The organism is Labrys sp. Lb11, from assembly GCF_057554225.1.
Genome location: NZ_BAAJOT010000002.1, coordinates 705,812 through 719,718, shown reverse-complemented (window position 1 = coordinate 719,718; position 13,907 = coordinate 705,812). Strand labels below are relative to the sequence as shown.

15 protein-coding genes are annotated in these 13,907 nt (G+C 70.1%); 3 read left to right on the top strand and 12 right to left on the bottom strand.

The genetic code is table 11. The features are described from left to right. Positions 1 to 42 precede the first annotated feature (42 nt). Positions 43 to 300, bottom strand: coding sequence for a BQ00720 family protein (locus tag AC27L4_RS08480; RefSeq protein WP_487141644.1), 258 nt, complete (start codon positions 298 to 300; stop codon positions 43 to 45). Between the two features lie 66 nt (positions 301 to 366). Continuing rightward, entirely contained in the window at positions 367 to 795 is a 429-nt protein-coding gene (locus AC27L4_RS08475; protein WP_487141643.1) for an Hsp20 family protein, read from the bottom strand. A 161-nt stretch (positions 796 to 956) separates the two neighbouring features. Between AC27L4_RS08475 and AC27L4_RS08470 the strand changes: the two genes are divergently transcribed. Beyond that, on the top strand, positions 957 to 2,279 hold the full coding sequence (locus tag AC27L4_RS08470) for a cobyrinic acid a,c-diamide synthase CobB (RefSeq protein WP_487141642.1): 1,323 nt from the start codon (positions 957 to 959) through the stop codon (positions 2,277 to 2,279). A gap of 20 nt (positions 2,280 to 2,299) precedes the next feature. Here the strand turns inward: AC27L4_RS08470 and hisE are convergent, their stop codons facing one another. Further along, positions 2,300 to 2,641: a phosphoribosyl-ATP diphosphatase gene (gene hisE / locus AC27L4_RS08465; protein WP_487141641.1), complete on the bottom strand. Its 342-nt coding sequence runs from the start codon at positions 2,639 to 2,641 to the stop codon at positions 2,300 to 2,302. A gap of 363 nt (positions 2,642 to 3,004) precedes the next feature. Here hisE and hrcA point away from each other — a divergent pair, with 363 nt between their 5' ends. Continuing rightward, entirely contained in the window at positions 3,005 to 4,072 is a 1,068-nt protein-coding gene (gene hrcA / locus AC27L4_RS08460) for a heat-inducible transcriptional repressor HrcA (RefSeq protein WP_487141640.1), read from the top strand. Positions 4,073 to 4,081: 9 nt separating this feature from the next. Here the strand turns inward: hrcA and AC27L4_RS08455 are convergent, their stop codons facing one another. The 5 genes from AC27L4_RS08455 to AC27L4_RS08435 form a co-directional block, all read right to left on the bottom strand. After that, the gene (locus AC27L4_RS08455) at positions 4,082 to 4,960 is read right to left on the bottom strand and encodes an efflux RND transporter periplasmic adaptor subunit (protein WP_487141639.1); all 879 of its coding nucleotides are present in this window, start codon (positions 4,958 to 4,960) and stop codon (positions 4,082 to 4,084) included. Next, positions 4,957 to 5,166 carry a DUF1656 domain-containing protein gene (locus AC27L4_RS08450; protein WP_487141638.1) on the bottom strand — a complete coding sequence of 70 codons (210 nt, stop codon included), beginning with the start codon at positions 5,164 to 5,166 and terminating at the stop codon, positions 4,957 to 4,959. Before AC27L4_RS08450 ends, AC27L4_RS08455 begins: the two co-directional genes overlap by 4 nt. Before the next feature lie 9 nt (positions 5,167 to 5,175). Beyond that, entirely contained in the window at positions 5,176 to 7,245 is a 2,070-nt protein-coding gene (locus tag AC27L4_RS08445; protein WP_487141637.1) for an FUSC family protein, read from the bottom strand. Then, positions 7,242 to 7,718, bottom strand: a complete 477-nt coding sequence (locus AC27L4_RS08440) for a MarR family winged helix-turn-helix transcriptional regulator (RefSeq protein ID WP_487141636.1) — start codon at positions 7,716 to 7,718, stop codon at positions 7,242 to 7,244. The genes AC27L4_RS08445 and AC27L4_RS08440 overlap by 4 nt, the downstream gene beginning before the upstream one ends. 105 nt (positions 7,719 to 7,823) lie before the next feature. Further along, positions 7,824 to 8,816 carry a GlxA family transcriptional regulator gene (locus AC27L4_RS08435; protein WP_487141635.1) on the bottom strand — a complete coding sequence of 331 codons (993 nt, stop codon included), beginning with the start codon at positions 8,814 to 8,816 and terminating at the stop codon, positions 7,824 to 7,826. Positions 8,817 to 8,964: 148 nt separating this feature from the next. Between AC27L4_RS08435 and AC27L4_RS08430 the strand changes: the two genes are divergently transcribed. Beyond that, complete coding sequence (locus AC27L4_RS08430) at positions 8,965 to 10,122, top strand: diphosphate--fructose-6-phosphate 1-phosphotransferase (protein ID WP_487141634.1); 1,158 nt, start codon at positions 8,965 to 8,967, stop codon at positions 10,120 to 10,122. 4 nt (positions 10,123 to 10,126) lie between these two features. Here the strand turns inward: AC27L4_RS08430 and mog are convergent, their stop codons facing one another. The 4 genes from mog to rpsT form a co-directional block, all read right to left on the bottom strand. Beyond that, positions 10,127 to 10,654, bottom strand: a complete 528-nt coding sequence (mog, locus tag AC27L4_RS08425) for a molybdopterin adenylyltransferase (RefSeq protein ID WP_487141633.1) — start codon at positions 10,652 to 10,654, stop codon at positions 10,127 to 10,129. Between the two features lie 117 nt (positions 10,655 to 10,771). Then, complete coding sequence (dnaA, locus tag AC27L4_RS08420; RefSeq protein WP_487141632.1) at positions 10,772 to 12,241, bottom strand: chromosomal replication initiator protein DnaA; 1,470 nt, start codon at positions 12,239 to 12,241, stop codon at positions 10,772 to 10,774. Between the two features lie 89 nt (positions 12,242 to 12,330). Further along, complete coding sequence (locus AC27L4_RS08415; RefSeq protein ID WP_487141631.1) at positions 12,331 to 12,777, bottom strand: rhodanese-like domain-containing protein; 447 nt, start codon at positions 12,775 to 12,777, stop codon at positions 12,331 to 12,333. Positions 12,778 to 13,502: 725 nt separating this feature from the next. Beyond that, a complete protein-coding gene (gene rpsT, locus AC27L4_RS08410; RefSeq protein ID WP_487141630.1) occupies positions 13,503 to 13,769 on the bottom strand; it encodes a 30S ribosomal protein S20 in 267 nt (88 codons plus the stop codon). Positions 13,770 to 13,907: the final 138 nt, after the last annotated feature.

Below are 13,907 nucleotides of genomic sequence, written 5' to 3'. Positions count from 1 at the left end.
GCGTTACGCATACGCCACCGCTGAGCCCGCGCCGGCGCGGGCTCAGTGCACCGCGACCGGCGTGAGCTCGTTCTCCCAGGCATTGGCCACGGCGGCCTCCTGCGAGTCCGAGATCATGATCGGCGTGCCGTCCGCGGCGTTGAGCGCGAACAGCTGGATGCCGGGACGAATGGCGCCGACCTGCGGATAGAGGCGGGCGGCGTCCTCCGACATGATCGGACGGACATAGGCGATATGGCCGGCACCGAGGGACGCCAGCATCTCCGGCGTGGGCACAGGGCTCTTGTCGTTCCGGGTCATGGAAACCTCCTGAACGTGGGTGTTGCAGTATGAACGCGCGAGGTGCGCAAAAGGTTACGATCGGGCTCAGTCACGCACGGCAATGTCGATTCTCTTGGCGATCCGCTCCGGCTCGGGACGGATCAGGTCGACGGACAAGAGGCCGTTCCTGAGGTCGGCGCCCATCACCTCCATGCCGTCGGCGAGGAGGAAGGTGCGCTGGAACTGGCGGGCGGCGATGCCGCGATGCAGGAAAACCCGCGTCTTGTCGTCCTGCTGGCGGCCGCGGATGACGAGCTGGCTTTCCTCCACCGTGACATCGAGCTCGTCGCGGACGAAGCCGGCGACGGCGAGCGTGATGCGCAGGCGCTCGGGCGGCCGCTCCGGTGATCCGACACGCTCGATGTTGTAGGGCGGATAGCCGTCCCCGGCGGATTTGGCCACCCGGTCGAGCGCACGCTCGATCTCGTCGAAGCCCAGGAGAAAGGGCGAATTCAGGGTGGGGACGCGCGACATGACAAAGCCCTCGCTCGAAGCGACTTTGGAACTCCGGGACCCGGATCGGCATCCCTGCGGCGGAGGCTCCGCCGCGCCTGAACATGGGGACGGACCCCGGGGAAAGCAAGATGGACGCCGCCGCGCTTGCATGACGCCGCCGCGCGCGGCAGGAACGTGGCATGACAGCGCCAGGCCTTCTCATCGCCGCCCCCCGCTCCGGCTCCGGCAAGACCACGCTCGTGCTCGGCCTCATGCGGGCGCTCGCCCGCAGCGGCGTCGCCGTGCAGCCGATGAAGTGCGGGCCGGACTATATCGACCCCGGCTTCCATGCCGTCGCCGCCGGCCGGCCCAGCCGCAACCTCGACGGCTGGGCCATGCGCCCGGCGCTGCTGGACGGGCTGGTGGCCGGGGCCTCGGCCGATGCCGGGATCGTGATCTGCGAAGCGCTGATGGGCCTGTTCGACGGCGTCGCCAGCCCGGGAGCGACGGATGACGGCTCCTCGGCCGGCATCGCGGCGCGGACGGGCTGGCCGGTGCTGCTGGTGCTCGACGTCTCCGGCCAGAGCCAGTCGGCCGGAGCCGTGGCCAAGGGCTTCGCCGGCTTCCGGCCGGACGTGGCGGTCACCGGCGTGGTGCTCAACAAGGTGGCGAGCGAGCGCCACCTCGCCCTGGCGCGCCGCGGCGTCGAGGCGGCGGGCCTGGCCGTGGTCGGCGCCCTGCCGCGCCGGGCCGATCTCGTGCTGCCCGAGCGCCATCTCGGCCTCGTCCAGGCCGGCGAGATCGCCGGACTGGAGCACATCCTCGACGGGCTCGCCGATTTCGTCGCCGAGCATGTCGACCTCGCCGCGTTGCGCCGCCTGGCCCGGCCGGCCGCGCCGGCCGCCGCCGCTCCGGGCCGCGGCCTCGACCCGCCCGGCCAGCGCATCGCCCTGGCCCGCGACGCCGCCTTCTCCTTCGTCTATCCGCACCTTGTCGAAGGCTGGCGGGCCGCCGGCGCCGAGATTCTACCCTTCTCGCCGCTTGCCGACGAGGCGCCCGACGGCGGCGCCGACGTCGCCTGGCTGCCGGGGGGCTATCCGGAGCTGCATGCCGGCCGGCTCGCCGCCAATGCGCAGTTCCTCGACGGGCTGCGGCGGTTCGCGGCGACGCGGCCGGTGCATGGCGAGTGCGGCGGCTACATGGCGCTCGGCCGGGTGCTGGTCGACGCCGACGGCGCCGCCCACGCCATGGCCGGCCTGCTCGACCTCGAAACCAGCTTCGCCCGGCGCCGCATGTCGCTGGGCTATCGCCACGCCCGTCTCGCCGCCGACTGCGTGCTCGGTCCGGCCGGGCGGGCGCTGCGCGGGCACGAGTTCCATTATGCGACGACCCTGCATGCCGGGGACGAGGCGCCCTTCCTGGTGCGCGACGCCAACGGTGCCGAGCTCGGCGCCATGGGCGGGCGGCGCGGCCAGGTGACCGGCTCGTTCTTCCACGTGATCGATCGGGTTGACGAGCCCTGAGCCCTGAGCCCGGCAGCCTCTCAGGCCGCCGGCGCGCCGTGGTAGAGCGGCGTCTTCGGCAGCTTCTCGGCCACGCCCATCATCTTCTCGCGACGATCGAGCTCGGCCCAGATCTCGCCGGGCGAGATGCCGGCCGCGGCCCAGAGCACGCAGAGATTGTAGAGGAGGTCGGCGCTTTCCAGGACGACGCCGTTGCGATTGCCCTGCACGGCGTCGAGAGCGACCTCGGCCGCCTCCTCCGCCAGCTTCTTGGCCATTTTCGGCATGCCGTCACGGAACAACCGGGCGGTGCGCGAACGCTCCGGCGCGGCACCGCGAAGCGCCAGCACGCTGTCATAGAGGTGTCCGATGGCATCCGACATGGCGATCCCGCGACGTTGCCCTTCAGTAAGGGCCATATTCCACTGCTCCGCAATGATTTACTGTTAACGAAAGTCCGAATCTGTAGAAAAAGACACAGACGGATCATTTGAACCGGAAGCGGCTTCGCCGGACCCGGTTCGGCGGGAGGCTGCGGCCGCGCCGTGCCGGTCCGCCCCTCCAGCGGCAGGATGGCGCGCTCCTGGGCGGGGCTCCCGCTCCGCCCGCAACCGTCGCCTTCCCCGCCCTGCCTGCCGGCGTTGGGCCGGGCTCGGCGCGGCCGTTTGCAGCGGCCCTGCGGGCGGGGATTGAAAAGGGCGCCGCCAGTCGCCAAGATCAGCGTGGAACGGTCGAAGATTTGCAGAATGACGCCTGTCACGCCCCCGGGAGATCTCGCCCAGCTCAACGAACGCTCGCGTGAAATCTTCCGCCAGATCGTCGAGACCTACCTGGCCACGGGGGAGCCGGTCGGGTCCCGCAACATTTCGCGGCTGCTGCCCTCGACGCTGTCGCCGGCCTCGGTGCGCAACGTCATGCAGGATCTGGAGCTGCTCGGCCTGGTGCAGGCGCCGCACACCAGCGCCGGCCGCATGCCGACCGAGATGGGCCTGCGCTTCTTCGTCGACGCCATGCTGGAGTTCGGCGATCTCGCCGCCGCCGACCGCGCGCAGATCGATGCCCAGGTGCGCGCCTCGGCCCGCAACCTGGAGAGCGTGCTGACCGAGGCGTCCAGCCTGCTGTCCGGCCTGTCGCGCGGGGCCGGCATCGTCGTCACGGCCAAGCGCGACCCGCGCCTCAGGCATATCGAGTTCGTCCGGCTGGAGCCGACGCGCGCCTTGGTCGTGCTGGTGGCCGAGGACGGTACGGTCGAGAACCGGGTCGTCGACATCCCCCTCGGCCTGCCGAGCTCGGCGCTGGCCGAGGCTTCCAACTATCTCAACGCCCGCCTGCGCGGCCGCACACTGGCCGACCTGCAGACCGAGATCCAGGGAGCGCTGGAGGAGGGACGCGCCGAGCTCGACGCGCTGACCGCACGCGTGGTGGCCGAAGGCCTGGCGAGCTGGGCCGGCGGCGCGGGCGGCCTGCCGCAGCAACTGATCGTGCGCGGCCAGGCCAATCTCCTGGAGGATCTCAAGGTGGCGGAGGATCTGGAGCGCATCCGCCTGCTGTTCGCCGACATCGAGGCCAAGAAGGACCTGATCGACCTGCTCGGCCGGGCCGAGGCGGGGGACGGCGTGCGCATCTTCATCGGCTCGGAGAACAAGCTGTTCTCCCTGTCCGGTTCCTCGATGGTCGCCGCGCCGTTCCGTGACGGCGACCAGAAGATCATCGGCGTGCTCGGCGTGATCGGCCCGACCCGGCTGAACTATGCGCGGGTGGTGCCGATGGTCGACTATACCGCCAAGGTGGTGGGGCGCCTGCTCGGCGGTTGAGGCCTCCGATCAGCTTGCCGTGCCCGGCTCGATCTCGACCGTGGCGGTGAGGCCGGCGACGAGGCGGACTCCCTCCGGCACCGGGTCGAGCGCGATGCGGATCGGCACGCGCTGGGCCAGGCGCACCCAGCTGAAGGTCGGGTTGATGTTGGCCAGCAGGCTGGAGCCGCTGCTGCGCTCGCGGTCCTCAATGCCGCCGGCGATGCTCTCGACCCGGCCGGTGAGCGTGGCGGGCTGGCCCATCAGATGGATCTGGACGCGGTCTCCGAGCTGGATGCGCGGCAGCCGCGTCTCCTCGAAATAGCCTTCCACCCGCAGCGTGTCGCTGTCGACCAGCGCCATCACCGCCTTGCCGGCCGTGACGTAGTCGCCGGGGTTCAGCGCCATGTTGGTGATGACGCCGTTGGCGGGGGCGCGGATTTCCGAGCGGTCGAGGTTGAGGCGGGCGAGGTCGCGGCTGGCCAGGGCCTGGGCATAGGCGGCCTCGGCCGTGGCCACGGCAGCCTGGGCCTGCTCGATCTTCTGCTGGGACGCGATGTCCTTGCCGAGCTGCTGATAGCGGGCCGCGTCGCGGCGGGCCTGGTCGAGCGAGGCCTTCTGGCCGGCGACGGCCGCCTCGGCGAGCTGCAGTGCCAGGGCGAAGCGCTCGCGGTCGATGCGCAGCAGGACGTCACCCTTGCGGACGCTCTGGTTGTCGCGCACGAGAACGTCGCTGACCAGCCCCGACACGTCGGGCGTGACCCCGACGATGTCGGCGCGGACATGGCCGTCGCGCGTCCATGGCGCGTTCATGTAGCCGTCCCAGGCGCGCCAGCCGAAGCCGGCGGCGGCGGCGACCACGAGGAGAGTTATGGCGACACGCCCGAAGGCGGCAAGCAGTCTTCTCACGACACGACCCGTTGGGTGAAAGCGGCGAAGCCGCAGAGCAGGATGACGAAGAGGGCGACGTCGAACAGGGCGGGATGCCAGACCAGGCGATAGACCCCCGCCCAGGCGAGCGCACGCCGCAGGACCAGGTGAAGCACGAAGGCGAGGAGGGCGATGACCAGCGGGCCGGGCACGTAGACGCCGAAAAGATCGAGATCGTTGATCATGACGAGATCCTATTCCGCCGCGGCCGCCAGCGGCACGGGCGCCGGCCCGAGGCGCAGGGGGCCGGGCGCGCGCGGGAACAGGGCGCGGCGCAGGCCGACGAGCCCCTGCAGCGCCGGCCGTGCATCCTCGCCCGCATCCGCCCGGGTGAGATCGGCCAGAGCCGCATCGATCGCCGCGAGCAGGGCCTCGGCCGGAGGTTCGGCCCGGCCGGCCGAGGCCCGCCGGGCGAAGGTGACGGCCACGGCGTCGAGCACGGCGTCGAGGGAGCCGCGCAGCGCCGAGGACAGCCGCGAACGGACGCGCTGGAGATCGAGGACGTTCATGCCGACACGCAGCTCAGCCAGGATGTCGGCGGCCGCGACGTCGGCGTCGACGCCCTGGGCCAGCCGCGGCACCAGTTGGCCGAGGCGGTCGACCATGCGGGCGGCCAGGGTCTCCGGATCGCGGTTGCGGCCGCCGCGCGCCGTGGCGGCGAGCTCGGCCCAGCCGGCCCGCACCAGGCGGCGGGCCGCCAGGGCGGCGCCGAAGGGCCGCGTCACCAGCGACCAGACCACGCCGAAGAGGCCGCCGGCGATGGAGGCGATGATGCCGTTGACGAAGGCGGGAAAGTCGGCTGCGTAGCTCGCCTGCACGCCGACGAAGGACGCGGTGTTCACCGCCAGCAGCATGGCGATCATGGTGAACTGCGGCCGCGTCACCAGCGTGCCGAGGACGAGGAAGGGCAGGGCGAACACGGCCACCAGCGCGGCGAAGTCGTGCACCAGCGGCAGGATGCCGAAGAGGTAGGCCGCGGAGGCCATGGCGCTGACGCCCATCCAGATCACGAAGCTGCGGATCTGGGGGGCGGGATTGTCGGCAGCGGCGAAGAAGGAGCAGCCGACCGCGGTCATGGTGACGAAGCCGGCGCCCTGGTCCCAGCCGGTCGCGATCCACAGGAAGCAGGCGGCGAGCGTGGCCAGCACCACCGAGGCGACGGAGAAAGCGAGCAGGCCGAAATCATAATGGTGGCGGGCGCCGAGCATGCGGCGTTGGCGGAAGGCGGGCCGCCAGCGGCCGGCACGCTCGCCGAGCAGGATCTGCCGGCGAAGCTCGCGGCAGTCCTGCCAGAGGTCGACCAGCTCCCGCAGGCGCTCCAGGGCGCTGGAGAGGACGAGGCCGTTCCATTCGACGGCGTGGGCGCCCCGCGGCTCGAGGGCGGCGAGGGCCGCCTGCAGGCGGTCGGCCTCGCCATGCGGCGCATCCGGGCCGGCTTCCATCCAGGCGAGAATGTCGGCGGTCACCGCCGCCAGGCCGGCCGGCTCCTCGCCGGTCGTCCGCACCGCCTCGAGGCGATCGGCCAGGGAAGACAGGATCGGCAGCAGCAGGGCCATGCGTCCGCGCAGCTCGCGGGCCTGCCGGGTCGTCGCCGGGATGGCGGCGTCGTAGGCGAGCTGGCTGATCAGCATGTCCATCGCCCGGATGTCGGCGGCGAGGCGCTGGCGCTCCCGGGTGGCGCCGGTCGCGCCGTCCTGCCTCAGGATCGCGCCGGCCCAGGCGCGGGCGTCGCGCAGCCAGGTCGTGGCCCGGGCGCCCAGCACCGGCCCGACGCGGGTGGGGAAGACCAGCGCCGAGACCAGGCTGGCGCAGAGGATGCCGATGGTGATCTCCTCCGTGCGCGCCACGGCGACGTCGAACACCGTGCCGGGCTCGGAGACGGCCGGCAGGGCGATCAGCGGCAGGCTGTAGCCGGCCAGCATGAAGACGTAGCCACGCGGCGAACGGTCGAGCAGCGAGATGAACAGGAAGCCGCCTGTCCACAGGGCGACGACGAGGCTGAAGATTTCCGGCGCATCCACCAGGGCCGGCAGCAGCAGGACCGAGCCGGCGGCGCCGAGGAGCGTGCCGAGGGCGCGGTAGAGCGCCTTGGAGGTCGTGGCGCCCGACAGGGGATTGGCGACGACATAGACCGCGGCCATGGCCCAGTAGGGCCGCGACAGGCCGGCGGCCAGGGCGATGTAGAGCGCCAGCATCGAGGCCAGGAAGGCCTTGGCGGAGAACAGCCAGTCCCGCCAGGTCGGAAGGGCGAACGCACCGGTCACGGCACGGCCTCCTCCTTCACGGCGGCGAACTCCGCGCCACGGCCGACGGCCGCCTCGAAGGCCCGGAAGACCCTGAGGGCCGCCTCCAGATCGCCGCTGTCGATGCCGTCGAGGACGCGGGCGCGCAAGGCCACGACGTCCTCCTCGATCCGGCGGGTGACGCGGCGTCCCTCGGGCGTGAGCCACAGCGTCTTGGCGCGCCGGTCGACGGCGTCGTCGCGCCGCTCGACCAGGCCGCCGGCGCAGAGCTGGTCGAGCAGGCGCACCAGGGAGGGACCTTCGATGCCGATCTCCTCGGCCACCACGCCCTGGCGCACGCCCTCGCCGAGGCGGCCGATGGCGATCAGCGCGGGCGCGGAGGCTTCCGAAACGCCATGGGCGGCGGTGATGTCCTGCACCAGGCGGCGCCAGTGGCGGCTGACCTTGTGCATGGTGCTGGTGACCGCCATGCGGAGCGTGTCGAGCTGGTTCATGGGCAATATGATAGTATGCTAACTAATAGTATGCAATTTATATTGCGCTGGGATGGTGTCGCAGGCCGTGTCGCGGGCATGCGGCCCGGACAGGCCTGGTCGCGGTCAGCGTGTGGCGACGCCGGGCAGTTGCGGCGGCTCGACCCGATCGTCTCGCGGCGCCACGCCGAAATGGCTGCGATAGGAGCGCGACAGGCAGGAGGCGGAGGAATAGCCGCAGGCCATGGCGATCTCCATGATGCTCATGTCTGTCTGGCGCAGCAGGCCGCGGGCGCGCTCCAGGCGCAGCTTGAGATAATAAGCCGAGGGCGAATCCTTGAGCTGGGCGCGAAACAGCCGCTCCAACTGGCGCGGGGTGACGCCGGAGAGCTGGCTGAGCCGGCGGGCGTCGAGCGGGGCCTCCAGATGCGCCTCCATCGCTTCGACCACGCGCAGGAGCTTGCCGTTGACCACGCCAAGACGCCTGGGCAGGCTCATGCGCTGGCGGTCGTTGCGGTCGCGGATCCGGTCATGGATGAACTGCTCGGACACCGCCACGGCCAGGGCCTGGCCGTGCTTGCGGCCGATCATGTCGAGCATCAGGTCGAGCGCCGCCGTGCCGCCGGCGCAGGTGAAGCGGTTGCCGGAGATCTCGAACAAGGCCTGGCTGATGGTGACATCCGGAAAGGCCTCGGCAAAGCCGGGTGCGGCCTCCCAGTGCATGGTGGCGCCGGCGCCGTCAAGCAGGCCGGCTGCGGCCAGGATCCAGGCGCCGGTGTCGAGGGCGCCGATCACGGTGCCGCGCCGGGCCAGGCGCCGCAGTCCCGCCAGCACCGGCTTCGTCGCGCCGCGCTCGGGCTCGAAGCTGGCGCAGACGATCAGGGTCGGCACCTCGGCAAGGTCGGCGAGGCGGCCATGTACGGCCATGGCCATGCCGCTGGAGGCGGTGACCGGCTGGCCGTCCTCCGACCACGCCTTCCAGGCGAACAGCTTCCGGCCCGACAGGCGATTGGCCACGCGCAGCGGCTCGACCGCGGCTGCGAAGGCCATCAGCGAGAATTGCGGAACGAGCAGGAAGCCGATCTGCTCGGGGCCGGGGCCGGGATGGGGCTTGAACATCTGGAGGCTGTCGCGACCGGGGCGGGATCCTGGAAGATGAATCCCGGGAGATGAATTGTGCGACTGTCGATTATTCGCTTCAATCGGGCAACGCCTCGCGGCCCGGTTGCCGCCGGGCGGCGAGTCGCTCTGGCCGAAGGAGGGTTCCATGGCGTCCATCGTCATCGCGCAAGGCGGCGGTCCGACCGCCGTGATCAACGAAACGCTGCGTGGCGCGGTGCTGGCCGCGCGCCGGCGCGACCTGGGCCTGCGCATTCTGGGGGCACGCTACGGCGTCCGCGGCCTGACCGCCGGGGACGTCGTCGATCTCGGCGCCCTGTCCGACGCCGACCTCGCCCGTCTCGGCCGCACGCCGAACTCCGCCCTCGGCAGCACCCGCGACAAGCCCGATCCCAAGGCCTGCGGCGCCATCCTGCAGGCGCTGGACCGGCTCGATGCCCGGGCCTTCGTCTATATCGGCGGCAACGACACGGCCGGCACGCTGGAGCTGTTGCGCGGCCAGTCGAGCGGCGGGCGCACCTTCGTGCACGCGCCCAAGACCATCGACAACGACCTCGCGGCCAATGACCATGTCCCCGGCTTCATCTCGGCCGGGCTGTTCGTCGCCAACGCCTTCGCCAGCATGGACCTCGACTTCCGTGCCATGCCCGGCATCTATGTCGCGATCGTCATGGGCCGGCATGCCGGCTTCCTCAGCGCCGCCGCCGCGGCGTGGCAGCAGTCGGAGACGGATGCGCCGCACCTGATCTACACGCCGGAAAAGCCGTTCTCGGTCGCGCAGTTCCTCGACGACGTCGCAGCCACGCAGGCCCGCCTCGGGCGTTGCGTGGTGTCGATGTCGGAGGGGGTGCAGGACGAGACCGGCCGGCCCCTGGCCGAGGCGCTGGCGGCGGGCGCGGTCGAGCGCGACGCCCACGGCAATGTCCAGCTGACGGGCGGCGATCTCGGCATGGAGATCCAGCGGGCGCTGAAGACGCGCTTCCCCAAGGCCAGGACCCGTGTCGACACGCTCGGCTACCTGCCGCGCGGCTATCTCGGGGTCATCGACGAGACCGACCGGCAGGAGGCCTTTGCCGCCGGGCAGTTCGCAGCCGAGAGCGCCTTCGCGGCCAGCGGCTCGGTGGCGCTGCATTTCGACGGCCGGCTGACCGCGCCGAAGCTGGTGGCGCTGGACGAGGTCGCCGGCCGGACGCGGCACATGCCGGACGGATTCTTCGCCGGCGCCAGCGCGGTGTCGGAGGAGGGGCGGGCCTATTTCCGGCGGCTGCTGCCGCCGCGGCCGGACATCTACGCGCCGTTCGTGTAGCCGCTCAGCCGCCCGGGCGGAACGCCTTGCAGATGGCCGGATCGGTGGTGAGGTAGGGGCCGCCGATCAGGTCGATGCAATAGGGGATGGCCGGGAAGACCGCGGCCAGGCACTGGCGGATCGAGGCCGGCTTCCCCGGCAGGTTGACGATCAGCGACGAGCCGCGGATGCCGGCGGTCTGGCGAGACAGGATGGCGGTTGGCACATATTTGAGGCTTTCCTGGCGCATCAGCTCGCCGAAGCCGGGCATCATCTTGTCGCAGACCGCCTCGGTCGCCTCGGGCGTGACGTCGCGATGCGCCGGGCCGGTGCCCCCGGTGGTGCAGACCAGGGCGCAGCCCTCCTGATCGCACAGGGCGATCAACGCCGCCTCAATGCCGGCCCGGTCGTCGGGAATGACGCGGGCGACCTTCCGCCACGGCGAGGTCAGCACCTCGTGCAGGAAGGCCTCGATCGCCGGGCCGCTCTTGTCCTCGTAGACGCCGGCGCTGGCCCGGTCGGACAGGGTGAGGATGCCGATCGTCGCGGTCATGGCGCCCTCGCTTGCCGAATATCACTGCCGGTGGCCAAGAGGAACCCCGCTCCCGGAGGGAGAGGGGGCTCGCGGCTCATGATTAAAGCCGGAGCCCTCGACCGTCGAGGCGGAGCCCTACTCGGAAAGCAGCCGCTTGAGCAAATCGACTTCCTCGGCCAGCGAGGTGTCGCGGCCGACCAGGCCCTCGATCTTGCGCACCGCATGCAGCACGGTGGTGTGGTCGCGGCCGCCGAAGCGCCGGCCGATCTCCGGCAGGGAGCGCGGCGTCAGCGCCTTGGACAGGTACATCGCCACCTGACGCGGCTTGACGACCGTCGCGGTGCGGCGCAGCGACAGGATGTCGGCGCGGCTGACATTGTAGTGCTTGGCGACGACGCGCTGGATGTCCTCGATCTTGACGCGGCGCGGCTCGCGATTCTTGACGAGGTCGCGGATCGCCGCCTCGGCGGTCTCCAGCGACATGCCGGCGCCCGACAGGGCGGAATGGGCGAGCAGGCGGTTGACGGCGCCGTCGAGGTCGCGGCCGTTCGAGTTCACCTGGTGGGCGACATAGGCCACGACATTGTCGGGCACCTCGAAGCTCGGCTGGTGCACGCGGGCCGATTCGATGCGGGCCTTGAGGATCTTGATCCGCAGTTCCTCGTCGAGCGGCGCGATCTCGACCACCAGCCCGCCGGACAGACGCGAGCGCACCCGCTCGTCCAGCGCCTCGAGGTCCGAGGGCAGGCGGTCGGCGGCGACGACGACCTGGCGGCCGCTGTCGATCAGCGCATTGAGGGTGTGGCAGAACTCCTGTTGCAGCGACTTGCCGGCCAGGAACTGCAGGTCGTCGATGACCAGCAGGTCGATGGCGCGCAGCTTCTCCTTGAAGGCGATGGCGGTCTGCGCCTTCAGCGCGGCGACGAAGCCGTACATGAAGCGCTCGGCCGTGAGGTAGAGCACGCGCCGGCCACGGCCCTCCGCCGTGTGGGCGATGGCCTGGATCAGGTGCGACTTGCCCAGACCGACGGCGGAATGGATGAAGAGCGGGTTGTACAGCGCCGGCTCGCCGGCATTGGCCCTGGCCACCTGCTGGGCGGCGGAATGGGCGAGCGCGTTCGAGCGGCCGAGGAAGAAGGTGTCGAAGGTCATGCGTCGGTCGAGCGGCGAGGAGGTCAGCTCGTCCTCGCGAGCGGGCAGCTCGACGCTGCGCAGCACCGGCGCGACAGGCTTGGCGGACCCGTCCGGGGCGCTGGCGGGCGCGACGGCGGCGATGCGGGTCGCTGCCACGGGCTTGGCGGCAGTGCGCACGCCGATGGCGACGCGCGTCACCGTCGACAGCTCCGCCGACAGGAGGGCGACGATCCGGTCGACATAATGAGCCTGGATCCAGCTCCTGAGGAAGCGGGTCGGGACGGAGAGCTGGGCCATGTCGTCCATGACGCCGTCGAGGTCCAGGCGGGCGAACCAGCTGGAATAGACGTCCTCGCCGAACTCCACGCGCAGGCGCCGCTTGACGCGATCCCACGCCGCGGCGGCATCCGACGACGGGACCTCGCCGGCCTGCGCGCTGAAGGAGAGGGACGGGCTTTCGCTCGATTTCATGGCCGCATCTTTGTCGCGTTGAAGTTCAGGACGAGTGCCAGGCTCCGCGCGGCGGAACCGCGCGCCGGGCCTCACGGAATCGGGTACGATCAGGACTGGATCCAGGGCAGGCCCGCGGCCTTCCACCCATCGGTTCCGCCGCGATGGCGGCTGGCGTCCAGCGGGCCTTCAAAGCCGCCGGAGACGTTTCGGGCCCCCTTCCAGCCGGCGGCGATCATCGCCTTGGCCGCGCTGAGACTGCGGGCGCCGGACCGGCACAGGAACAGCACCGGATCATCCCGTCCGACGCCACGCTTCTGCAGCTCGCTCTCCAGGTTGGCGACGAAATCCGGCGCCACCTCCATGACCGGGTAGCTCTGCCACTCGGTGAGGACGACTTCCTTGCCGATCGACGAAAGGTCTGGCACGCCCACGAAGGACCACTCGGCCTTGGTGCGGACATCGACCAGCTGTGCCTTCGCCTCCTGCTGAAGGAGGACGTAGGCCTCGCCGGCCGTAACGTCCCCCTCGTATTCATCTTGCCACCCCGACGACATAGCACTCCTGGCGCTCACGTATATGAGCAAAAAAATCTTTGGCGACGTCCCGCCGGAGAATGACTTCACCGACAAATGGAAAGTTTGATCTTTGGCTTCACTCTAACAACGTCATGACTACCGCAACCAAACACCGCGCCGCGCTCATATGAGAAAGCTTCCATAAAAACGACAAAAGCTGATCCCCCGTTAGGAGGACTGTGCTTGTCACCGTCAATTTTGGAAGAGAACTGCACGCGCCCCGTTAAAGACACATTACAAAACCCGCCGATGCCGATGCAAGGTCGATTTCTGAAGGATTCGTTAAGTGCCCTCTTGCGGTGCCGATTCGTTCGCGTGCGGTCCACGCGGCCAAAAACGCAACGCGTTGAGGAGTCGATGAAATCGAGAAGGTGGCAAAGCATTTTGGGATTCTCGTTTCGGCCGCGTAAAATTTCGGCGGGTGCTCCATCATGTCGCCATCGGCCCGTCCCCCTTGCTCGCCTCGGGTGGTCTTTGCCTGTAACTCCTTGATTTCGTTATTCTAATTTTGCCCGGCGCGAGTGCTCCGCCAGCCATGTGCCGCAAAGCGCGAGTCAAGCAGAAAAACACCAAAACTGCATGATGGAGGTATTTGGGTAGGTCTCGGAGAACGCGTAGTCCGGCCGGCCGAAAGGCCGCCGGACAAAGAAAAAGGCCCGGCCTGCCCGGCCGGGCCTTTCCAATCTGGTCGGGTCAGTCGCGGCTCAGGCGCTGAGCTTCTTGACCCGCAGTGTCAGCCGCGACACCTTCCGCGACGCCGTGTTGGCCGGCAGGACGCCCTTCTGGGCAGCCCGCATGATCTCCGGCTCGGCCTGATGCAGCGCCGTCTGCGCCGAGGCCTGATCGCCGCTGGCGATCGCTTCCTCGACGCGGCGGATGAAGGTGCGCACGCGCGAACGGCGCGACTTGTTGATTGCCGTACGCGTCGCGATCTTGCGCGCCGCCTTCTTGGCCGATTTCGTGTTGGCCATGATACCCGCCTGTTCAGTGGCGACGCCGGGCCATGCTGCCGCAAGATGTGCAGCCTGATCCGAACCTGCGCCGGGAAAAGAAAAAGGCCGTACGCGTTCCCGCGTCCGCCATCGTGGGCGGCTCATTACAATGGGAGA

Bases quoted from the DNA above. Each gene is read 5' to 3' on its own strand.
- AC27L4_RS08480 (WP_487141644.1), bottom strand. From the start codon at position 300: ATGACCCGGAACGACAAGAGCCCTGTGCCCACGCCGGAGATGCTGGCG.
- AC27L4_RS08475 (WP_487141643.1), bottom strand. From the start codon at position 795: ATGTCGCGCGTCCCCACCCTGAATTCGCCCTTTCTCCTGGGCTTCGAC.
- AC27L4_RS08470 (WP_487141642.1), top strand. From the start codon at position 957: ATGACAGCGCCAGGCCTTCTCATCGCCGCCCCCCGCTCCGGCTCCGGC.
- hisE (WP_487141641.1), bottom strand. From the start codon at position 2,641: ATGTCGGATGCCATCGGACACCTCTATGACAGCGTGCTGGCGCTTCGC.
- hrcA (WP_487141640.1), top strand. From the start codon at position 3,005: ATGACGCCTGTCACGCCCCCGGGAGATCTCGCCCAGCTCAACGAACGC.
- AC27L4_RS08450 (WP_487141638.1), bottom strand. From the start codon at position 5,166: ATGATCAACGATCTCGATCTTTTCGGCGTCTACGTGCCCGGCCCGCTG.
- AC27L4_RS08440 (WP_487141636.1), bottom strand. From the start codon at position 7,718: ATGAACCAGCTCGACACGCTCCGCATGGCGGTCACCAGCACCATGCAC.
- AC27L4_RS08435 (WP_487141635.1), bottom strand. From the start codon at position 8,816: ATGTTCAAGCCCCATCCCGGCCCCGGCCCCGAGCAGATCGGCTTCCTG.
- AC27L4_RS08430 (WP_487141634.1), top strand. From the start codon at position 8,965: ATGGCGTCCATCGTCATCGCGCAAGGCGGCGGTCCGACCGCCGTGATC.
- mog (WP_487141633.1), bottom strand. From the start codon at position 10,654: ATGACCGCGACGATCGGCATCCTCACCCTGTCCGACCGGGCCAGCGCC.
- dnaA (WP_487141632.1), bottom strand. From the start codon at position 12,241: ATGAAATCGAGCGAAAGCCCGTCCCTCTCCTTCAGCGCGCAGGCCGGC.
- AC27L4_RS08415 (WP_487141631.1), bottom strand. From the start codon at position 12,777: ATGTCGTCGGGGTGGCAAGATGAATACGAGGGGGACGTTACGGCCGGC.
- rpsT (WP_487141630.1), bottom strand. From the start codon at position 13,769: ATGGCCAACACGAAATCGGCCAAGAAGGCGGCGCGCAAGATCGCGACG.